The organism is Pseudomonas sp. EA_105y_Pfl2_R69, assembly GCF_963970915.1.
Lineage (GTDB): Bacteria > Pseudomonadota > Gammaproteobacteria > Pseudomonadales > Pseudomonadaceae > Aquipseudomonas.
In genome coordinates this window covers 455,282-475,743 of record NZ_CAXAOO010000001.1, presented here as the reverse complement: position 1 = coordinate 475,743, position 20,462 = coordinate 455,282, and the positions used below count along the sequence as shown (strand labels likewise).

Here is a 20,462-nt window from a genome sequence, read left to right as displayed (position 1 = left end):
CGGAGCTCGCCCCAGTAGCGGTTCACTTTATTTTCCCTAAGGTGCCTACATGCACCGCACACCCAGCGCTGGAGCACTTTTATGAGCGGTTATCTCTATCTCGCCATCGCCATCACCGCCGAAGTCATCGCCACTACCTCGATGAAGGCCCTGGACGGCTTCAGCAAACCCCTGCCGCTGCTGCTGGTCGTGGTCGGCTACGGCATCTCGTTCTGGATGCTCAGCCTGGTGGTGAAAACCATCCCGGTGGGCGTCGCCTATGCGGTCTGGGCGGGCCTGGGTATCGTCCTGGTGAGCATCGCCGCGGTGTTTCTCTACCAGCAGCGCCTGGACCTGCCGGCCATGCTCGGCATGGGCCTGATCGTCGCCGGGGTGGTGGTCATCCAGCTGTTCTCACAAAGCGTCGGGCATTGACGACAGGCTTGAGTGGCAAGCGGCCAGTAACCACAGCGGCCTCTATACGCCCTCGAACGTGCCGCGTATGGCTTAGCGCTGACCGCTTGCCGTTATACTGCGCGCCTGTTTTCCCGACGAGATCCACGCATGTCCCAGGCCCTGAGCACTGATGTCTTGATCGTTGGCGGCGGTATCGCCGGTCTCTGGCTGAATGCGCGCCTGCGCCGCCAGGGCTTTGCCACCCTGCTGGTGGAAAACGCCCGACTCGGCGGCGGGCAGAGCGTGAAATCCCAGGGGATCATCCACGGCGGGGCCAAATACGCCCTGCACGGCGCACTGTCCGGGGCCTCGGAGGCCATCGCCGATATGCCGCGGCGCTGGCGCGAAGCCCTCCAGGGCAATGGCGAGCTGGATCTGACCGGCGTGCGCCTGCTCTCCGATGCCCACTACCTGTGGTCCCCCGGCAGCCTGGCCGGCAATATCACCAGCTTCTTCGCCAGCAAGGCAGTGCGCGGTCGGGTCGATCAGGTCAAGGGCGAACAACTGCCGCCGGCCCTGCAACATCCCAAATTCAAGGGCAAGGTCTATCGCCTGGCCGAGCTGGTGCTGGATGTGCCGAGCCTGATCGCGCGCCTGGCCGAGCTGGCCGGCGATGGCCTGCTGGCCGCCGAATGCATCGGACCGCTGCGGGACAATGGCGAACTGGCCGGGCTGATTGTCGATGGCCGTGAGATCCGCGCCCAGCGCATCGTTCTCAGCGCCGGCCGCGGCAATGCCGAGCTGCTCGCGGCCCTGGGTCTGAGCCAGCCCGCCCAGCAGTTGCGCCCGCTGCATATGGTGCTGGTCAAGGGGCCGACCCTGAAACCGCTGTACGCCCACTGCCTGGGCGGCGGACCGAAGCCGCGGGTCACCGTCACCACCCATCCGGCCGCCGACGGCGAATGGGTCTGGTACCTGGGCGGCGACCTGGCCGAAGCCGAGGGCGTGGCCCGCGACGAAGCGGCGCAGATCGAGGCAGCCCGGCGCGAGCTGAGCGAGCTGCTGCCCTGGGTCGACCTGTCGGCCGCACACTGGTCCACCCTGCGGGTCGAGCGCGCCGAGCCGGCGCAATCGGGCCTGGTCCGCCCGGACAATGCCTTTCTCGACGAACAGGGCAGGCTGCTGGTCGGCTGGCCGACTAAACTGGCATTAGCCCCGGACTTTGCCGACCGCGTGCTCGCCGCCCTGGCCCGCGACGCCATCCAGCCCGCCAGCCACAGGCCGCTGCCCGCGCTGCCGCGTCCGGCCGTCGCCCCCGCCGCCTGGGAGGAACTGTTCTAATGCACGCACTGCATAGCCTGCACAACCTGCACCGCCCGCTGGGTGCCAGCGAACTGCTGGTTTCGCCACTGGGCCTGGGCACGGTCAAGCTCGGCCGCGACCAGGGGGTGAAATACCCCAATGGCTTCAGCATTCCCGACGATGCCGCGGCGCGGCAGCTGCTGGCCCTGGCCCATGACCTGGGCATCAACCTGATCGACACCGCCCCGGCCTATGGCAGCAGCGAAACCCGCCTCGGCCCCCTGCTGCGCGGCCAGCGCCAGCAGTGGGTGATCGTCAGCAAGGTCGGCGAAGAATTCGAGAACGGCCAGTCGCGCTTCGACTTCAGCCCCGAACACACGCGCTTTTCCGTGGAGCGCAGCCTCAATCGCCTGCAGACCGACTTTATCGACCTGGTGCTGGTTCACTCGGACGGCAACGATGTCGCCATCCTGCAGAACAGCGGCGTCTACGAAACCCTGGCCGAGCTCAAGCGCGAGGGCAAGATTCGCGCCTTCGGCCTCTCCGGCAAGACCGTAGACGGCGGTCTGCTGGCCCTGCAGCAGGGCGATATCGCCATGGTCACCTACAACCTCAGCGAGCAGGCCGAACTGCCGGTGCTCGACTACGCCGAGGCCCACGGCAAGGGCATCCTGATCAAGAAGGCCCTGGCCAGCGGCCATGCCCTGCAGGCCGGAGAAGACCCGGTGCGTGCCAGCTTCGAGCTGATCTTCGCCCACCCGGCGGTCAGCAGCGCGATTATCGGCACCATCAACCCCGAACACCTGACGCAAAACGTCGCCACCGCGGCGGCTGTGCTACAGGATATTGCCTAAGCTTTCACGCCTGCCCAACTATGCCAAGCTGTCCGGCCACAGCCACGCCAGCTAGGAGTTGCCATGCCGCGCGACCTGATCCGCAAGGACCCCAGCAGCTTCAAGACCCTGCAGCTGTTCGTCGAGGCCACGCCCGAGGGCCTGTGCTACCAGGGCCTGGGCAGACCGCTGAATTTCAGCCAGATGCTGGAAAAACGCCAGCCGGTGACGGTCGACGACAGCCAGCGCTTTGCCGTGGAACTGGCCAACCTGGGCGTCTCGGTGCGCCTGACCCTCAGCTGGCAGGGCCGCGACTACTGGCTGCTGGTGCGCCAACGGCGCGTCGATCGCGGCGATGTGGTGCTCAAGCTGATCTCCGGCTATGTGCCGGCCCACGAGCTCAATCTGCCGCTGCTCACCGCCATCCAGGAGGTGGCCGAAGAATGCCTGCTGGAGACTCCGGAAGGCTGGCTGGGCGGACGCTTCGGCAGCACCTGGCTGCCAACCCCCTACCAAGCCAGCCTGCGTTACCGGGAAACCACGCATTTCAGCCTGAGTCCGCTGTCCGGCGCGGCGCGCCCGGTGCAATGCGGCAACCTCAAGTTGCTGGAACGGCCGCGGGCCTACGTGCACCTGCCGACCGCCTCGCTGCAACTGGTATACGACCTGCACCTGCAACTGCCCAAGGAGATCCGCCAGCTGAGCCTGCTGCATGTCGATGAGCACCTGGAGGATGGCCAGCTGATCGCCCGCCTCGACCGCACGCGCCCCGACCTGTTTCTGCTGCCGCTGGTGCAGGGCCAGCCCAGCGCCGAACTCTTTACCCTCAGCCACGGCCAGCTGCGCCCGGCCAGCACCCGCGGCCTGTGGCTGGCGGAAAGCTTCGCGCCCCAGGACGGCTGGCTGGTACGCGACGAACGGATCAGCTGGAAGGACTGGCTTGGCCAGCAGAAGCTGCAGCCAGCCAAACGCACCGCCAAGGCCTAGCAGGCCTGGGAGGCATAAGCACGGCGGCTAGAAAAAAATGCCGCTCACTCGGTTTAAGTGAACGGCACAACCGTCAAGACGGGGCAAACAGGGACGGCTTGAAAAGGTGCATGGCGCGCCGGCTATTTCAACTCGCCGGAACTCTTGCCCAGCAATCGCCGCGCCACGATCAGCAACTGGATCTGCTGGGTGCCTTCGAAGATGTCGAGGATCTTCGAGTCCCGCGCCCACTTCTCCAGCAGTTCGTCCTCGCCGTAACCCAGGGCCCCGGCCAGTTCGACACACTTGAGGGTGATTTCATTGGCCACCCGCCCGGCCTTGGCCTTGGCGATTGACGCCTCCTTGGAGTTGGGCAGTTTGTTGTCGGCCATCCAGGCGGCTTTCAGGGTCAACAGGCGGGCGGCTTCCCACTCGGCCTCCAGGCGATAGAGGGTCGCCTCGGCGTGGCTGACGCCGAGCAGCGGCCTGCGGTAATCCAGCTTGCAGTGCTGCTTGAGCAGTTCGCGGGTACGGTCCAGCGAGGCCTTGGCCACGCCCACCGCCATGCCGGCCACCAGCGGGCGGGTATTGTCGAAGGTCTCCATGACCCCGGCGAACCCCTTCTGCACATCGATTTCCGGGTTGCCCAGCAGGTTGGCCGCCGGTACCCGGCAGTCGCTGAAGCTGATCGAAGCAGTGTCCGAGGCCTTGATCCCGAGCTTCTTCTCCAGCCGCGTCACCGCCATGCCCGGCGTGCCATGTTCGACCACGAAGGACTTGATCGCCGCCCGGCCCATGCCTTTGTCCAGGGTGGCCCAAACCACCACAGCAGCGGCGCGCTCGCCGGAGGTGACGAAGATCTTCTCGCCGTTGAGCACGTAGTGATCGCCATCCCTCACCGCCGTGGTGCGAATCGCCGCCGAGTCCGAACCGCAGCCCGGCTCGGTGATGGCCATGGCCGCCCAGGTGCCGCCGAAGCGTGCCAGCTGTTCGTCATTGGCCACCGCGGCGATGGCCGCATTGCCCAGGCCCTGGCGCGGCATGGCCAGGAGCAGGCCGACATCGCCCCAGCACAGCTCCATCACCCCCAGCAGCGCGGACATATTGCCGCCGTTCTTGATGCCTTCCTGCTGCTCACGGGCCGCGCCACGCTTGCTCGCCGAGGTGGCACCAATGGCATCCGGGGAACCGGCGTTCATGCCGTCGAGCAACGCGGCGAGCAGATCCAACTCCTTGGGGTAGGCATGCTCGGCCTTGTCGTACTTGCGCGAAATCGGTCGGAAATAATGCTCCGCCACCTGATGGGCCTGGGTGACCAGGCCCTGGAATTTCTTCGGGGTTTCCAGATTCATGCGTTGTGCCCCTTCAAAGTTGCAAGCCGCCGGCCATAATGCTCAGCGCTCTCAGATCGCGGTACCAGCGCTCGGCCGGATGCTCTTTGGTAAAACCGTGGCCGCCGAGCAGCTGCACGGCATCGGTGCCGATCTTCATCGCCTTCTCGCTACAGAGCAGGCGCGCCAGATAGGCCTCGCGCTGGAACGTCAGGCCCTGTTCGGCACGGGCACAGGCGCGCCAGACCATCAGGCGCATGGCGTCCACTTCCACCGCCATGTCCGCGACCATAAAGGCCACGCCCTGGCGGTGACTGATCGGCTCGCCGAAGGCCACCCGCTCATTGCAGTAGGGAATCACGTAGTCCAGCGCCGCCTGGGCCGTGCCGACGGCCAGGGCGCACCAGGCCAGAGCGGCGTGATCGAGAAAGCTCTGGTAGTCGAAGCCCTCGCCCGCCAGGCGCGCCTCCTGCGCCACCTTGACCTTGTTCAGGCGGATACGCGCAGTGCTGCCGGCTTTCAGGCCCATGGCCGGCTGCGGGCTGCGCTGCAGCCCCTTGGCTCCGGCCTCGACGATAAACAGCCCGGGACCATCGGCGGCCTGGGCCGCGACGATCAGCTGGCTGGCATCCAGGCCGCGCAGCACCAGACATTTCTCGCCACTGAGCAGATAGTGCTTACCGCGCTTGTGCGCGCGGGTCTGCAACTGCTGCGGGTCGAATAACGGCGTGGGTTCATTGACCGCGATGGCCATCAGCGGGGCCGGCTCATCACCGACGAAGGCCGGCAGCCAGCGCCCTTGTTGCGTGGCATTGCCCCAGCGGCGGATGCAGTTGGCCGCCGACAACGGCACCAGCAGGGCCGCGGCCAGGGACAGATCGCCCTTGCCCAGCGCCTCGGCGATCAGGGCATTGCTCAGGGTGGTGCGCTCCCCCGCCATGCCGCCCTGGGCCTCGCTCACCGCGTAATGGGTCAAGCCCAGCTCGTGGGCCTGGTTGAGCAAGGCCGCCGGCAGCGCCGCCTGTGCATCGGCGTCATGGGCCAGGGGCCGCAGCACTTCGCCGGCGAAGGCTTCGAGCATCTCCACCAGCATCTGCTGCTCGTCGGACAGCGACAGGTCGAACAGGCCATCCGCGGCAACTGGCCGCGGCGTACCGCCCGCCTTGTCGGCACGCTGCGCGGCGGCGCGAAAGCTCGCCCGGCTACCGCTGTAGATAAGCTTTTCGACGGGCTTGCGCAGTTTCAGACGATCCGGCCAGTCGGCCTGGGCGAATCGGTTCAACATGGCCAGGGCACGGCCCTGGATATTGGCAGTCATGGCATCTCGCTCCATACGGGGGATGCCAGGATAATGCGCGCCAGCACAGCGAGCGGCTATGACCGCCGCGCCACCTGGCTACGGCAGCAAAGCCAGCAGAGCAATCAGTCGAACAGCGTTTTGAACAGCGGCAGCAGCAGCCGATTACCGTATTCGCTGAGGTGATCGTCATCGTAGTACAGCGGTTTGCCATCACGGCTGCCATAGCAGCGCCGTGCGTCGCAGAGGTAGGGCAGCGGGTCGAGGATCTGCGCGCCGCACTGCTCACGGGCCTGGTCCTGCACGCTCCAGACAAAGGCATTGCGCTGGTGATAGGCCTCGAGGCTGATGGATGGCTCGCGGGACTTGCCGAGCAGCAGCGCCCGCCCCATGGCCAGCGGCACATTGATGCCCATTTCCGGGATGGGCCGCATCAGGTACAGGGGCCGAATGGCCGTGAGGCGACACGCCGTGGCCACATACTCCTGGCGGAACTCCTGCAGGAACTCGGCCGTGGTTTCATCGTATTTCTGCGAGAAATACACGCCGGGGGTGCCCAGGGGCTGTTCTTCATCCGGGTCGAGCCCGCCCCATACATGGAACGAGGTGCGCTCCACGCGCAACATCGGCACGCCCGGATACAGCGACTCCTGCTCGGCGACCATCCACTGGTTGAGCTGCAGGCAACCCGTGCGCTCCGGATCGATGTCCTTCGCCCCGATAAGCATCAGGCAGCCCGGCAGACCGCGAAAGAACAGGCCATCCTGCGCGGTCGGCAGGCTGTCAACGATGGCCGTGACCAGCGTATCGGCGTGACTGTCGCCCAGCAGCAACAGGCGTATGCGCTCCCCGCCGTAGCGGCAGGGCTCGCCCGTGTCCAGGCATTCCTTCTGGCGCGGATTGCGGTTCTGCCGCTGCGCCTCCAGTTCGATAACCGCCGCGGACAAGCGCTCGGGCACCCCGGTCTTGCGCACCAGTTGCCCCATCGTCGCCACCAGCAGCAGGCTGCAGCACAGCACCAGCACCTCCCACCGCGGAGCCCAGACGCGTCCGCCCTTGCGCACCGGCTCCTCGATCAGCACGTAGGAGAGATGCCCGAGCAGCACACTCAGCAGCACACCCGCCACCAGCCATTGCGGCTGCTCCAGCAGCCCCATATAGGCCAACCCCACCACCAGCGGCCAGTGCCACAGATAGATCGAGTACGAGCGACTGCCCAGCCATTGCGTCAGGGCCGTGCCGCTCAGCCACGAGCGCTCGCGGCCCGCCAGCAGCACGAGGCAGGTGCCGCCGACCGGCAACAGCGCCAGCCAGCCCGGCCAGAGCGCCTGCGCATCGACCAGCAGGAAGGTCGCGACGATCATCGCGAAACCTGACCACTCGGCCGCCTTGGCAACGGCAGCACGTGGGCGAAAGCGCTGGGCGAGGAAAAACAGCAAGCCGCCGGCCGCCATCTCCCAGGCCCGCGCCTGCAGTTGATAGAAGGCCCGGTCCGGCTCGTTCAGGGTCCAGACCAGACACACCAGCCATGAGGCGACAAACAGCGTGGCCAGGGCGATAAAGGCCGCGCGGCGGCCAGGGAACAGCTTCCACACCAGCAGCAACAACACCGGCAACACCATATAGAACTGCCATTCCACCGACAGCGACCAGGTATGCAGCAGCCACTTCTCATGGGACGCCGCGTCGAAGTAGCCCGATTCCTTGAAGTAGCGAATGTTGGAGATAAACAGCAGGCTGTCGCGTACATGCCGGCCCAGCTGCTGGTACTCGTCCAGCATCAACACACACCAGCCCACGGCCAGCACCACCAGGCATACCACGAGCAAGGCCGGGAAAATCCGTCGGGCTCTGGCCAGGTAAAAGCGCCACAGGGAAAAGCGCCGGTTTTCCAGACCCACGAAGACCAGCGAGGTCATCAGAAAGCCGGAAATGACGAAGAACACATCGACGCCGGCAAAGCCGCCAACCAGGCCCGGCACGGCAAAGTGATAAAGCACCACGGCCATGACGGCCCAGGCTCGCAAACCGTTGATGTCGCTACGAAACCCAGTGTTCATGCAGGACTTGTCCCTTGGCCTGGGCTGCCTGCGGGCCGAAGCCCGCCGAGCGATTAGGGATAAAAAGGCAAGTACCCGCCGAAGCAGCCAGTCTGTGGATATGGGTCAAGACGCCGGGCGGCTGGGGTGCAGCAGCGCCCTGCCATGCAGCCGCGCACCCGCAGAAGTGGGTGCGCAGAGGCATCACCGGGAGCGGTCGCGAATCTTTTCGACTATGGCCGTGGTCGAGCTGTTTTCCACCAGCCCCAGCACCCGCACTTCGCCGCCGTAGGCGGTGACGATCTCGGCCCCGACCACCTGCTCCAGGCCGTAGTCGCCGCCCTTGACCAGCACATCCGGCTTGACCGCGCGCAGCAGGTTTTCCGGGGTGTCTTCGCTGAAGCTCACCACCCAGTCCACCGCGCCGAGACCGGCCAGCACCGCCATGCGCCGGTCGACCGAGTTGATCGGCCGCCCCGGCCCTTTCAGCCGGCTGACCGAGGCGTCGTCGTTGACCGCCAGCACCAGACGGTCGCCCTGGGCCCGGGCCTGCTCCAGATAGGTCACGTGACCGGCATGCAGAATGTCGAAGCAGCCATTGGTAAAGACGATTTTCTCGCCATGGGCGCGTGCATCTTCGATGGCCAGTAGCAGTTGCTCCAGGCCCAGCACGCCACGCTCTGAACCGGCTTCGCGCTGAATTGCGCGGCGCAGCTCCGGTGCGCTGATGGCCGCCGTGCCGAGCTTGCCGACCACGATGCCGGCCGCCAGGTTGGCCAGGGCCACCGCCTGCGGCAGTTCTTCGCCCGCCGCCAGGCTGGCGGCCAGGGTGGAAATCACCGTGTCGCCGGCACCGGTGACGTCGAACACCTCACGGGCCCGGGCAGGCAGATGCAGCGCTGGCTGTTGCGGACGCAACAGGGTCATGCCGTGTTCGCCGCGGGTCACCAGCAGCGCGCCGAGCTCCAGCTCGGTCATCAGCGCCGCGCCCTTGGCCACCAGCTCGGCCTCATCGCGGCAATGCCCGACGATGGTTTCGAACTCGTGCAGGTTCGGGGTAATCAGGCTGGCTCCGCGGTAAATCGAGAAGTCCTTGCCCTTGGGGTCGGCCAGCACCGCAATGCCCTTGTCGCGCGCCAGTTGCACCAAAGCCTGGTGGTTCTGCAGCGCGCCCTTGCCGTAGTCGGACAGCACCAGCACCTTGATGCCGTCCAGCAGCGCCTCGACGCTGGCGGCCATGGCCGCGCTGTCGGTATTGAAAGGCTCCTCGAAATCCATGCGCAGCAATTGCTGATGGCGGCTCATGACCCGCAACTTGACGATGGTCGGCTGGCTCTCGATGGACTGAAAATGGGTCCTGACCCCCACGGCCTGCAGGCTGTTGCTCAGGCTCGTCGCGGCCTCATCGCGACCGGTCACGCCCACCAGCACGGCTGGCGCACCCAGGGCGGCGATGTTCAGCGCGACGTTGGCCGCGCCACCCGGACGGTCCTCGATCTGCTCGACCTTGACCACCGGCACCGGTGCCTCCGGGGAGATCCGCGAAGTGCCGCCATGCCAGTAACGATCGAGCATGACATCGCCCACCACCAGAACACTGGCCTGGTCGAAACGCGGCATGGACAATTTCATAAACACCCCGAAAACGGCAGAAAATCTGCGCAAATCATAACATTGGTCACGCCCGCCAAGCCCCCGGCAGCCAACGGCCACACAAGCCCTCGGACATTCAGGTCGCCGACTCCGGGACCGGCTGCAGCGCATCGACAAAGTCCTTCTCGTGCAGACGCGCGTAATAGCCATTGAGCGCCAGCAGCTCGGCATGGGTGCCGCGCTCGACGATCCGCCCCTTGTCCATCACCAGAATCAGGTCGGACTTCTCGATGGTGCTCAGGCGGTGGGCGATCACCAGGGTGGTACGCCCTTTCATCACTTCGTCCAGCGCGCCCTGGATATGCCGCTCGGACTCGGTATCGAGGGCCGAGGTGGCCTCGTCCAGAATCAACAGTGGCGCATCCTTGAGCAGGGCCCGCGCGATCGCCAGGCGCTGACGCTGGCCGCCGGACAGCAGCACGCCGTTTTCGCCCACCAGGGTGGCGTAGCCCTGCGGCATCTGTTCAATAAACTCGGCCGCGTAGGCCAGCTCCGAGGCCTTGCGCACATCGTCAAGCGGCGCGCCCGCCAGGTCGCCGTAGGCGATATTGTTGGCCACCGTATCGTTGAACAGGGTCACATGCTGGGTGACCAGGGCGATATGCCGCCGCAGGTCGCGCAATGTGTACTCCTCGACATCCACCCCGTCGAGCAGGATCTGCCCCTGATCATGGTGGTAGAAGCGCGGAATCAGGTTGGCCAGGGTCGACTTGCCGCTGCCGGAACGGCCGACCAGCGCCACCATCTGCCCGGGCTCGGCCACGAAGCTGATGTCGTCCAGTACCGGCTTGTCGGTGCCCTCGTACTGGAAGCTCAGGTTGACCACTTCCAGCCGCCCGCTGACGCGCTCGCGCTCCTGGGTGCCGCGATCGATCTCCGGGGCCTCGTCGAGTTGCTCGAAAATGCTTTCGGCACCGGCAATGCCCTTCTGCACCGTGGAGCTGACCTCGGACAACTGCCGGATCGGCTTGGGCAACAGCCCCGCCAGGGTGATATAGGCCACCAGATCGCCGGCCGAGGCATCCCCGCGCAACAGCAGTACCAGGAACATCAACACCGCCATGGCGCTGTAGATGACCAGCTGAAGGCTCGGGGTGTAGACCGCGTTGGTCTTTACCATTTTCAGTTGCTTGTGCCGGTTCTCGGTGCTGGCACTGCAGAAACGCTGCTGCTCGTAATCTTCGCCACCAAAGCTGCGCACCACCCGGTAACCGTGAATGGTTTCGGAGGCGACATGGGTCACGTCGCCCATCGCCAGCTGGATCTTCTTGCTCTGCTTGCGAAATTTCTTGCTCGCGCTGACGACCATCAGGCCGATGATGGGCAGAATCGCGACCATCACCAAAGTCAGCTGCCAGTTCATCCACAGCAGCGTGGCAAACAGGAAGATGACGGTCATGCCTTCGCGCACCACCACCTTGATCGCATCGGTGGCCGCCCCGGTGACCATGGTCACGTTATAGGTAATGCGGGAAATCAGATGGCCGGAGTTGTGGTTGTCAAAATAGCGATTGGGCAGGGTCAACAGGTTATTGAACAGCGCCACCCGCATATCATGCACCAGGCCCAAGGAAACCTTGGCGAGGAAATAGTTGCCGAGAAAGGAGCCGATACCCTGCATGAGCGCGATCAGCACGATCAGCATCGGCACGGCCTGTAACAGCTTCAACTGGCTCAACCAGGCGATGTCACGCAGGTACGGCACAGCGGCGAAGAAGCTCGCCTCGGGGTTGTTCAATCCGTCCACAAAGAACTTGAGGATATAGCCCAGCATCGGCTGCGTAGAGGCGAAAATCAGGAAGCCGAGAATACTGATGGCGAACAGCCCCCAGTAGGGCAGCACATAGCGCAGCAACCGTAAGTACACTTTCAGACTGGATTGCTGGGTAGAATTGGCCATTCGGCAAGCCTCATACGACTGGCTAGAGAGACAAAGATGCGGATTGTAACAGCGAACGAATTGCAAGGCTGGCTGAGTGCCGGCGATGTTCTGGAAAAAGACAGCAAAGGCCCCAAGGTAATCCGTCTGCCCGAAGGCGACATCGTCAAGATCTTCCGCAGCCGGCGTCTGCCGCTGATCGCCCGCCTACGCCCCGACTCGCGCCGTTTCGCCGAACGTGCGGAGCACCTGCAGCGCCTCGGTATCAAGACCCCCAGGATCCACGAGAGTTGCTGGATCGACCGCGACCAGGCCGTGAGCGCCTGCCTCTACCGCCCCCTGGAAGGCACGCCGCTGGACAAGCTGTTCCATAACTCACGCGCCCGCTTCGATGCCTTGTTGCCGCAACTGGGCCGCTATATCTATCGGCTGCATCAACGCGGCATCTATTTCCGCTCCCTGCATCTGGGCAACATCCTGTACACCCCGGACGACGATTTCGGTCTGATCGACTTTCTCGATATCCGCTTCAAGAATCGCCCCCTGCGCCCCACCCTGATTCGGCGCAACTTCGAGCACCTGCGCGGTTATCTGCTGCGTCGCAGTGTGCAGAACTTCCCCTGGGATGACCTGATGCGCTGCTATGACGAAGCCAGCAAGGCATCCAGCTGATTCAGATCGATGACCGGGACCAGATCCACCGGCAGCCGGCTGGTTTGCGAAAGGTTGAACACCTGAAACCCCGGACCGACGACCTGCTCAGCCAGTAACTGGAAGCTGGGCAAGATGTAATCCTCATAGTCTTCATCGAGCCGGGTCGGCAAAGCCGCCTCGCCCTGTTCATAAAAGCGCCCCGGCTGCGCGTTCATATCCACGCCGACCAGGAACACCTGCGAGAAGCCCAGGTGACAGGCCAGCTGCAGGGCCGCGAAGGGGATGGTCCTGCCGCCAAAATAGCCCTTGCTCATGTTGCGACTGAAACCCACACGGTTCGGCTTCTGCCGGAACAGGGAAAAGCGGCACGCCATATCCGGATCCTTGCGCACGCTCCAGGCATAACGGCGATCCGACAGCGCCCGTCCGTTCAGCGGGCGATTGCTGCGCTGCATCAGGTACACGGAGTGGCCATCGACCGCTTCGGGTGCCTCCTGCAGCAGCACCTCCAGCGCGCCGTAGCCCAGGGCCGCGTGCTGGGAGCGGGCGATGCCCTGGCTCACCAGCGGCTGGCGCAGGCGGACAAACCCGCGGTCGTCGCAGATATAGAACAAAGGGCTGAGGTCCGCCTCGACAAAGCGCATGATCGAGCCATTCATGGCAATCATCGGGATATGCCGGTAACGCTCCATCGGGAAGTCCGCTGCCGAAGGCCCGGATGCCACCACGAAGACCGCCCCGGAGCAGCTGCCACGGCAAGCGGCGAATGCCTGCCCATCATTCCAATACGCCTGCAGCTGTTGCTCCAGCGTCAGCTGTCGATCGACTCTACTCATACTTTGCCGCCATCCGAATCGTCCCTGCTCGCCCTTGTACGGCCAAGCCCATCACCAGAAATATCGGCAACCAGAGGCAGAACCACTCCTCGCGGGGTTTGACCCAGGGGCCGATACCATCAGTCAATAATGCGATACCCGCGAAACACAACAGCGCGCACAGCATACGCCCCTCGACATGCTCGCGTAGCCGCCATGCCGCGCTCAGCGCCAGGGCCTGCAACGCCAGCCAACCGGCGAGTCCGACCAACCCCAGGGTCACGGCGATATGCAGATAGATATTGTGCGCGTGCTCGAAGTAGCGGCCCGACGAAGGCACCCGCAACAGGTAGTCAGCGGTAATACCCAGACCCTGAAGCGGCCGCTGCTCGATCAGCCCAAGGGCCTGCACAAACAGCTCGGGGCGGTATGACAGGCCCCTTTGCAGCAGCAGCTCCGGCCAGACCAGCGCCGCCAGAACCGCGCCGCCGGCACAGCCCGCGCTGACCAGCAACAACCGGGCGCTACGGTGCCAAAGCGGAGCCAGCAGCAGGGTCAGCAATGCCGCCAGCCACGGCCCCTTGGACTGGCTGAGCGCGAGAAACACCACGAAACCGCAACAGCCGAACAGCCAGGCAGCCCCCTGCAGGGTGGCGGGCAGCTCCCGGCGCAGGTACAGCAGGACAATCCCCATGGCCCCGAACAGCTGGGCGGCCAGAATCGGATGATCGACGATGCCCGTACCGACCAGCCGGGTGCCCCAGGTATTGCCCGCCCAGCCGTAGAACCAGAACGCACTGAGCCACGCCAGCCCACCGACCGCCTGGCCGCTGAGGACAAGGCTCCTGCGCAGCAGCGCCGGCTCAAGAGCGGCCAGGGCAATCAGCGCATTGGCCGCCAGGAATATATAGAAGAATATCTTCAGCTCCCGGGTCTCGAACTGCGGTGCCCAAAGTGCGGAAGTGGCCGACCATGCCATCAGCACCAGCAGCGCCAGCGCCAGCGGCTGCAGCCACTGGCGGCGCACCTCGGCATGGACCAGCAGCGCCAGCAGCCCGGGTAGCCAGAACAACGCCATCAGGGCCTGATGGTAGAACTTGCTGCTGCCCATCAGCAGCATGCCAACCAGCCACCAGATCAGCCCGACGGCCAGCCACTTCACCAGCACGGCGCGCGTCCAGACACCCGTCACAGACGCACCCGCCAGCTCAGCGCGCCCCATAGCGGAGGCGGCTCCACAAGCGACGCAGGGTCTTGCGCGTCTTGAATTCCGGCCTGCGCACCACCGACTCGATATCGCTCATATCGAGCAAGCGTTGATAGGCCAGCACGGGACGCAGCAGAAAGCACTCGACCTGGGACTGCAGCACTTCGGAATAGTACCAATCGATCGGCAGGCCGGACTCCCCGCACTCGGCGAGGATGCGGTCGTAGAGCCGCGCGTTGACCACATAGGCATGCCCCAGGCGAATACGGCTGGCACGCTCCAGGTTCGCGGAATAACGACTGCGCTTGCCACCCTTCTTGAAGGTGCCCCCCAGGTACAGCATGTCCCAGGGCTGCGCCGCCAACTGCTCGGCCGCCCGCCGCAATACCGGCAAGGCGTAGGGTTCGAGTTCGCAATCGTCCTCGAGAATCAGCACATGGGGCCAGCCCTGCGCCTTGGCTTCACGAATGATGCCCAGGTGACTGAGCATGCAGCCCCAGGTCGCGCGCAGCTTGCCCTCGAGCCGCTCGCTGTCGCCGTCGACCCGCGTCAGAAACTCGCGCAGTGGCTTCAACGCCTCCTGCTCGACGACCTCCGCGCCCGGGCTTATCGCCGCAAACCGCTGCACACCCTCGATGCCCAGACGCTTAAACTGCCGCTGCATCGCATCCCAGCGATCGGCGCGCGTGTCCAGGTTGATCACACGGGCATGCTCGAAGAAGGGCCAACTCTCCAGCCTATCGTCCACCAAGCACTCCCTCACTCTTCTCGATACTCGGGCCAATAGATCCGCAAAGGCCGCAGGCAAGATAAACAACAGCGCTCGCCAGCGCCACACATCCCGGCGCACGCTCAGCCGGCCGCATCATTTGAACGTCCTGGCCTGCTCGACAATTTCAGCGAACATGTCCTTTGCCCGGCGCTGGCAGTCCAGCAGAAAGGCCTCCAGATGCTGCCGTTCGACAGCAGAAAAGCCGATTTCTTCGCGGGCAGCCAGCGCCGCGCCATAGGATTCCTGAATCCGCCCGGGCAACCCGGCTTCCAGCAACAGCGCCTGAATCTTGTGGGTGTTCGAGCCGATCGCATAAAAGGGCGTGCGCGTGACAAAACACAGGGTCACGCAGTGAAACCGCCCCGTGACCACACCGCCGGAGCTCGATAACCGCTTCAAGAATCGCGCCAGCCCCAGGGCACTGTAGCGCCACCGGAGCATATCGATCTGCTCGGGCGGCAGCGCCGCCGGGTAACGCCTGAAATGGCTCTGCAGCCACCCCCGACTGGACTGAAAAAGCTTGGCGATACTCTTGATGCAGTAATCGGGAAAGCCCTTGCCGACCTGGATAATCGGCAGGTTCTTGATACTCAGAAAACCGATATCGGCGCGACTGGCCCGGCATACCTCGGCCCAGGCCTCGAGCGTGCGCGTGCTGAACACGCTGTCACTGACCAGATAGCCCGAGCGCTGTTCGCGGGCGGCGGGCTGATGGCTATAGCTCAGGGTCAGATCCGGGACCACCTTGCACGCCACGCCCTGGGCCGCCAGCTCACGCTGGCTGAACTCATCGCGCAGATAGATGCCGGCAAAATCACCCGCATGGGCCAGTAGCTGCTCATTGCGCTGCCAGACACTGTTGATCAGGAAACAGGGCACGCCATGCTGCCGACAGTAGCTGGCCAGCTCGCCGAGCATCAGGGCCTGCGGAGCATCGTCATGCAGGGTGCCCTCACCATTGATCAGGCACAGATCGGCACGGCGGATGTCCGCTTTCAGCTGCTCGTTGTTGCGCCAGTCATGGCGCATCGGACAGGCACGACTGATGCTGATGCCGGCCTCCTTGGCAAGCGCGTAGATCTGCCGCACCACCAGCTGCGAACCATGATGCTTTTCATAGGAGGTATCGTTGAACAGCAAGGCATTGATCACTACCCGCACTCCGTAATCGTCGTATCCAGGCGCTGCCAGGCAAGTCCGTCCACACGCCGGCCATGCAGCGCGCAGAGAATCTGGCTACTCGCCTCGAGGCCGGCAAAGGCATTTTCCAGATGGAATTTCGAGAAGTCCTGGGCCCGGGCAATGGACGCCGCATAAGCGCCCTCGACCTCGCTCAGCCGCCGCGCCAGTTCGTCGACGCTGCGTACGGCCGGACCGAAATACTGCGCCTGAGCCAGTACATCCTGGTCATCGGTGCAATTCATATAGATCACCGGGCGCGCCGCCAGGCCGGCTTCGATAACCGCATTGGACATGATATTGACGACTATCGACGCCTGTTCCAGCGCCGCCGCCAGGGAGCAGTCGCCGGGCAGCAGGACAATATTGGGGCTGGCCTCGACCGCCTCCTGCCAGAACTGCGCGCGGCTGCGTGGGTGACGCTTGACCAGCACGCGATAGCCCGGGTTCTGCTTGGCCCAGTTCACCAGCAGGGCATAGGTGGCCAGGTAGTCGGGCTGCTTTTCCTTGTCCGGGCCCACGCCGAGCAGCAGCACGCTGCGCAGCTCGACCGCGGCCGGCGGCAGCTCGAAGGTGCGGTCGATCATATGCGAGCCGGCCAGAATCACCCGCGAGGAACCAAAGCGCAGTGCCCGCGCCTGCAGGGCCTGCAGCGAACTCTGACCGAACAGCAGGTAATAGTCGTAGTCGTTCATCCCCAGCCGCCGCGAGCTTTCCACCGTGCTGGCATGGGCCAGGTGCACCAGCAGACGCCCGCGGGTATTCAGGGCCAGACGCAAGAAGGGCGAACAGAAACTGCCGTTGCGATCATTGATCAGCAGCTGCGGAGCATGGCGCTGCACCAGCCATTCGGCATAGGCCGCATAACCGAAGTAACGCAGCGGCACGGGCTGTGCCGGGCGCGCCAGCATGCGCCCGGCGATGATATGGCGCGGGTCCTCCTGACCGGCTTCGACCAGGTGGTAGCCCCGGGCGCGCAGGGTCTCGATCAGGCGTTTTTTCCGCTGCAGCGGAATGACCTTGGGCGCGCCTTGCAGCAGCAGAAAATCGCAGGGCTCGGCAAGCACGTCGGCCGCGGGCAGGGCCAGGCGGGCACGAATGCCGAAGAGCAGATCCAGCAGCGCATCGCGGCCATAGCGCACAGCGGCACCGAGACGGCCATGCTGTTCACGCAACAGCAGCCAGCGATAGCGATCCAGCGCTCGCGCCTTGGCGGCCCAGGCTCCCGGGCCCGGCACGGCTGGCTTACTCTCGCCCATATGCGCCCTCCCCGAGGGCAGCAGCGACCAGCGGCAGGGTCCAGAACCGGCGCGTTATCGCCGCATCGGAGAAGCGCTCGAGCAGCGCCTGCTGCATCGCCGCCGCGCACGCCAGGCGCTGGGCTTCATCGAGCTGCGCCAGGTGGCACATGCCCTGGGCCAAGGCATCCGGGTCCGCCAGGGGAAACAGGATACCCAGGCCCTCGACCACTTCACGGGCCCCGCCACAGGCGGTGGCGAGCAGGGGCACACCGGCGGCCATGGCCTCCAGCAGCACCATGCCGAACGGCTCGTGGTCGGAGCTCAGGGCAAATGCATCAAAGGCCTTGAAGTAGCGCCTGGCCTCTGCGACCTGGCCGAGAAACACGACCTGGCGCGCCACCCCTAGCTCGCGTGCCAGCTCCTTGAGGGCGTCCTCCAGGCGGCCGCTGCCGAGTATGGCCAGCAGACTACCGGCTGGCAGCTGCGGCAGCGCCCGGGCGAAGCCACGAATCAGCGTGGCCTGATCCTTGTCCGGGTGCAGGCGCCCGACATTGCCCACCACCCAGGCCTGCGCGGGCAAACCCAGCGCCTCGCGGGCCTGTGCGCGGTCGAGCTGCAGCGCCTGCAACTGCTCGACGTCGATGCGGTTGTAGAGGGCCTCGATGCGCGTCGCCGGCCAGGCCGGCAAGCAGCGGCGAATATCGTCGCGCACCGACTCGGACACCGCCAGCAGGCTCAAACGGCGACGAAAGATCTGGGCGAACAGCCGCCGCGGCCAGCGCTGATAGACGCCGAAGGCGTGGTTTACCCCGATAACCGGCAAGCCCGTTGCCAGGCAGGCGATATAGGCCGGCTTGAAGCGGTGGGCAATGCACAGGCGGAAGTCCCGGGTGCGCACGAGCGCACGCAGATCCCGCATCGCGCGCAACTTGAGGCCACGCACGTCCCTGGAGCTGTAATCGAGAAACAGCACCTCATCGGAGGCGCAGCCCGCCACGACCGCAGGGTCCGGTGCGCCGGTGAGAAACACCGTGCACACCCTGTAGCGCGTCCCGGCAAACAGACTGGCGTACTGCCGGGCACAGTCCAGAAACGGCCCGTCATAGCCGTGGCAAAACTGCAGCACCCACTGGGGCTGAGCGTTACCGGTCTCAGATGTTCTCATACCAATCCTTGCCGTCCTTGACCACGAGGATGTCTTCCATGATCAGGTACTGCAGGTCAGAGCCGTAGAACATGTTCAGCGCGTCGGTGGGCGAGCAGATCATCGGCTCGCCGCGGCGGTTCAGCGAGGTGTTCAGCGACACGCCGTTGCCGGTGAGCTTTTCCAGCTCGAGCATCATGTCGTAGTAGCGCGGGTTGTATTCGCGCTTGAGCACCTGGGCACGGGAGGTACCATCCTCGTGCACCACTTCGCCGACGCGGCTCTTCCACTCTTCATTGACTTCGAAGGTGAAGGTCATAAAGGGGCTCGGGTGGTCGACCTTGAGCATCTGCGGGCCGACGCTGTCGAGCATCGACGGGCAGAAGGGGCGCCAGCGCTCGCGGAACTTGATCTGCTCGTTGATCCGGTCGGCTACGCCTGGCACGCTCGGGCAACCGATGATCGAACGGCCGCCGAGGGCCCGCGGACCGAACTCCATGCGGCCCTGGAACCAGGCCACTGGGTTGGCGTCGACCATGATCTTGGCGATGCGCTGCGGCATATTGTCGATCTGTTTGAACACTGGCTTGCTCGGGTGGCGGGCGCAGGCGGCGATCACGTCTTCGTTGGAGTAGGACGGGCCGAGGTAAACGTGCTCCATCTTCTCCACCGGCACACCGCGCTGATGCGAGATGTAAGCGGCCGCACCCACCGCGGTACCGGCGTCGCCGGAAGCAGGCTGGACGAACAGTTCCTTGACGTCGTCGCGGGCGATGATCTTCTGGTTCAGTTTGACGTTCAGCGCGCAGCCGCCGGCGAAGGCGATCTTGCCGGTCTCGCGGATGATGTCACCCAGGTAGTGCTCCATCATCTGCAGCGCCAGCTTCTCGAACAGCGCCTGCATGCTGGCGGCGTAATGGATATAGGGGTCGTCGGCGATATCGCCCTGACGCTTGGGGCCCAGCCACTCGATCAACTTCTTGGAGAAGTAGAAGCCCTTGCCGTTTTCTTTATAACGGCGCAGGCCGATGACGTTGGCGTAGTCGGTGTTGATCACCAACTCACCGTTCTCGAACTTGGCCAGACGCGAAAAGTCGTACTTGCTGGCGTCGCCATAGGGTGCCATGCCCATCACCTTGAACTCGCCGTCGAGCATCTCGAAGCCGAGGAATTCGGTGATCGCGCCGTACAGACCGCCGAGCGAATCCGGATCGAAGAATTCCTTGATCTTGTGGATCTTGCCGTTCTCGCCGTAGCCGAAGAAGGTGGTGGCGTACTCGCCCTTGCCGTCGATGCCGAGGATCGCGGTCTTTTCCTTGAAGCCCGAGCAGTGATAGGCGCTGGCGGCGTGAGCCAGGTGGTGTTCGACCGGCTCGATCTTGATCTTCTTCAGGTCGAAGCCGAGCTGCTGCAGGCACCATTGGATATGTTTGTAGTAGCGCTTGTAGCGGCGATTGCCCATCAGGATCGCGTCGAGGGCGCGGTCCGGTGCGTACCAGTAGCGCTTGGCGTACTGCCAGCGGGCCTTCTCGAAGATGCTGATCGGCGCGAACGGAATGGCCACCACGTCGACGTCGGAGGGCTTGATCCCGGCCTGCTCCAGACAGAACTTGGCCGATTCATAGGGCATGCGGTTCTTCGCGTGCTTGTCGCGCACGAAGCGCTCTTCTTCGACGGCCGCGATCAGCTTGCCGTCGATATACAGGGCGGCGGATGGATCATGACTGAGGGCGCCGGAAAGGCCGAGAATCGTCAGTGCCACTGGTTTTGCCTCT

Annotated in this window: 17 protein-coding genes; 5 read left to right on the top strand and 12 right to left on the bottom strand. The window is 64.7% G+C overall.

Going from position 1 to position 20,462, the window contains the following annotated elements; genetic code table 11:
- Positions 1-81 precede the first annotated feature (81 nt).
- From AACY13_RS02075 to AACY13_RS02060, 4 genes are all read left to right on the top strand, one after another.
- Positions 82-414 (top strand): DMT family transporter, encoded by a 333-nt coding sequence (locus tag AACY13_RS02075; protein ID WP_339458921.1) that lies wholly within the window; start codon positions 82-84, stop codon positions 412-414.
- A 129-nt stretch (positions 415-543) separates the two neighbouring features.
- Complete coding sequence (locus tag AACY13_RS02070) at positions 544-1,716, top strand: NAD(P)/FAD-dependent oxidoreductase (RefSeq protein WP_339458919.1); 1,173 nt, start codon at positions 544-546, stop codon at positions 1,714-1,716.
- Positions 1,716-2,531, top strand: coding sequence for an aldo/keto reductase (locus AACY13_RS02065; protein WP_339458917.1), 816 nt, complete (start codon positions 1,716-1,718; stop codon positions 2,529-2,531). The genes AACY13_RS02070 and AACY13_RS02065 overlap by 1 nt, the downstream gene beginning before the upstream one ends.
- A gap of 63 nt (positions 2,532-2,594) precedes the next feature.
- Positions 2,595-3,497, top strand: a complete 903-nt coding sequence (locus tag AACY13_RS02060) for a metal ABC transporter ATPase (RefSeq protein ID WP_339458914.1) — start codon at positions 2,595-2,597, stop codon at positions 3,495-3,497.
- Between the two features lie 122 nt (positions 3,498-3,619).
- On the opposite strand, the gene AACY13_RS02055 is transcribed toward AACY13_RS02060, so the two are convergent.
- The 5 genes from AACY13_RS02055 to msbA all read right to left on the bottom strand — a co-directional run bounded on the left by AACY13_RS02055 (position 3,620) and on the right by msbA (position 11,696).
- Entirely contained in the window at positions 3,620-4,828 is a 1,209-nt protein-coding gene (locus AACY13_RS02055; protein ID WP_339458912.1) for an acyl-CoA dehydrogenase family protein, read from the bottom strand.
- Positions 4,829-4,841: 13 nt separating this feature from the next.
- The gene (locus tag AACY13_RS02050; RefSeq protein ID WP_339458911.1) at positions 4,842-6,125 is read right to left on the bottom strand and encodes an acyl-CoA dehydrogenase family protein; all 1,284 of its coding nucleotides are present in this window, start codon (positions 6,123-6,125) and stop codon (positions 4,842-4,844) included.
- Positions 6,126-6,229: 104 nt separating this feature from the next.
- Positions 6,230-8,164: an acyltransferase family protein gene (locus AACY13_RS02045; protein WP_339458910.1), complete on the bottom strand. Its 1,935-nt coding sequence runs from the start codon at positions 8,162-8,164 to the stop codon at positions 6,230-6,232.
- Positions 8,165-8,347: 183 nt separating this feature from the next.
- A complete protein-coding gene (gene hldE / locus AACY13_RS02040) occupies positions 8,348-9,775 on the bottom strand; it encodes a bifunctional D-glycero-beta-D-manno-heptose-7-phosphate kinase/D-glycero-beta-D-manno-heptose 1-phosphate adenylyltransferase HldE (RefSeq protein ID WP_339458907.1) in 1,428 nt (475 codons plus the stop codon).
- Positions 9,776-9,872: 97 nt separating this feature from the next.
- Positions 9,873-11,696 (bottom strand): lipid A export permease/ATP-binding protein MsbA, encoded by a 1,824-nt coding sequence (msbA, locus tag AACY13_RS02035; RefSeq protein ID WP_339458905.1) that lies wholly within the window; start codon positions 11,694-11,696, stop codon positions 9,873-9,875.
- Positions 11,697-11,732: 36 nt separating this feature from the next.
- On the opposite strand from msbA, the gene AACY13_RS02030 reads away from it, so the two are divergent.
- A complete protein-coding gene (locus AACY13_RS02030) occupies positions 11,733-12,347 on the top strand; it encodes a lipopolysaccharide kinase InaA family protein (RefSeq protein ID WP_339458902.1) in 615 nt (204 codons plus the stop codon).
- Here AACY13_RS02030 and AACY13_RS02025 read toward each other — a convergent pair.
- The 7 genes from AACY13_RS02025 to AACY13_RS01995 all read right to left on the bottom strand — a co-directional run bounded on the left by AACY13_RS02025 (position 12,317) and on the right by AACY13_RS01995 (position 20,449).
- Positions 12,317-13,165 (bottom strand): lipopolysaccharide core biosynthesis protein, encoded by an 849-nt coding sequence (locus AACY13_RS02025; RefSeq protein ID WP_339458899.1) that lies wholly within the window; start codon positions 13,163-13,165, stop codon positions 12,317-12,319. The genes AACY13_RS02030 and AACY13_RS02025 overlap by 31 nt on opposite strands.
- A complete protein-coding gene (locus AACY13_RS02020; protein WP_339458897.1) occupies positions 13,158-14,312 on the bottom strand; it encodes an O-antigen ligase family protein in 1,155 nt (384 codons plus the stop codon). Before AACY13_RS02020 ends, AACY13_RS02025 begins: the two co-directional genes overlap by 8 nt.
- 40 nt (positions 14,313-14,352) lie before the next feature.
- A complete protein-coding gene (locus AACY13_RS02015; protein WP_339458894.1) occupies positions 14,353-15,099 on the bottom strand; it encodes a glycosyltransferase family 25 protein in 747 nt (248 codons plus the stop codon).
- A gap of 117 nt (positions 15,100-15,216) precedes the next feature.
- Positions 15,217-16,275 (bottom strand): polysaccharide pyruvyl transferase family protein, encoded by a 1,059-nt coding sequence (locus tag AACY13_RS02010; RefSeq protein WP_339458892.1) that lies wholly within the window; start codon positions 16,273-16,275, stop codon positions 15,217-15,219.
- Positions 16,275-17,561: a capsule biosynthesis protein gene (locus AACY13_RS02005; RefSeq protein ID WP_339458888.1), complete on the bottom strand. Its 1,287-nt coding sequence runs from the start codon at positions 17,559-17,561 to the stop codon at positions 16,275-16,277. The genes AACY13_RS02010 and AACY13_RS02005 overlap by 1 nt, the downstream gene beginning before the upstream one ends.
- On the bottom strand, positions 17,548-18,708 hold the full coding sequence (locus AACY13_RS02000; RefSeq protein WP_339458886.1) for a glycosyltransferase: 1,161 nt from the start codon (positions 18,706-18,708) through the stop codon (positions 17,548-17,550). The genes AACY13_RS02005 and AACY13_RS02000 overlap by 14 nt, the downstream gene beginning before the upstream one ends.
- Positions 18,695-20,449, bottom strand: coding sequence for a carbamoyltransferase family protein (locus AACY13_RS01995; protein WP_339458884.1), 1,755 nt, complete (start codon positions 20,447-20,449; stop codon positions 18,695-18,697). Before AACY13_RS01995 ends, AACY13_RS02000 begins: the two co-directional genes overlap by 14 nt.
- Positions 20,450-20,462 lie beyond the last annotated feature (13 nt).

What these genes read in the sequence shown, in the direction of transcription:
- AACY13_RS02075 (WP_339458921.1), top strand. Translation starts at nt 82, where the DNA reads ATGAGCGGTTATCTCTATCTCGCCATCGCCATCACCGCCGAAGTCATC.
- AACY13_RS02070 (WP_339458919.1), top strand. Translation starts at nt 544, where the DNA reads ATGTCCCAGGCCCTGAGCACTGATGTCTTGATCGTTGGCGGCGGTATC.
- AACY13_RS02065 (WP_339458917.1), top strand. Translation starts at nt 1,716, where the DNA reads ATGCACGCACTGCATAGCCTGCACAACCTGCACCGCCCGCTGGGTGCC.
- AACY13_RS02060 (WP_339458914.1), top strand. Translation starts at nt 2,595, where the DNA reads ATGCCGCGCGACCTGATCCGCAAGGACCCCAGCAGCTTCAAGACCCTG.
- AACY13_RS02055 (WP_339458912.1), bottom strand. Translation starts at nt 4,828, where the DNA reads ATGAATCTGGAAACCCCGAAGAAATTCCAGGGCCTGGTCACCCAGGCC.
- AACY13_RS02050 (WP_339458911.1), bottom strand. Translation starts at nt 6,125, where the DNA reads ATGACTGCCAATATCCAGGGCCGTGCCCTGGCCATGTTGAACCGATTC.
- AACY13_RS02045 (WP_339458910.1), bottom strand. Translation starts at nt 8,164, where the DNA reads ATGAACACTGGGTTTCGTAGCGACATCAACGGTTTGCGAGCCTGGGCC.
- hldE (WP_339458907.1), bottom strand. Translation starts at nt 9,775, where the DNA reads ATGAAATTGTCCATGCCGCGTTTCGACCAGGCCAGTGTTCTGGTGGTG.
- msbA (WP_339458905.1), bottom strand. Translation starts at nt 11,696, where the DNA reads ATGGCCAATTCTACCCAGCAATCCAGTCTGAAAGTGTACTTACGGTTG.
- AACY13_RS02030 (WP_339458902.1), top strand. Translation starts at nt 11,733, where the DNA reads ATGCGGATTGTAACAGCGAACGAATTGCAAGGCTGGCTGAGTGCCGGC.
- AACY13_RS02025 (WP_339458899.1), bottom strand. Translation starts at nt 13,165, where the DNA reads ATGAGTAGAGTCGATCGACAGCTGACGCTGGAGCAACAGCTGCAGGCG.
- AACY13_RS02005 (WP_339458888.1), bottom strand. Translation starts at nt 17,561, where the DNA reads ATGGGCGAGAGTAAGCCAGCCGTGCCGGGCCCGGGAGCCTGGGCCGCC.
- AACY13_RS02000 (WP_339458886.1), bottom strand. Translation starts at nt 18,708, where the DNA reads ATGAGAACATCTGAGACCGGTAACGCTCAGCCCCAGTGGGTGCTGCAG.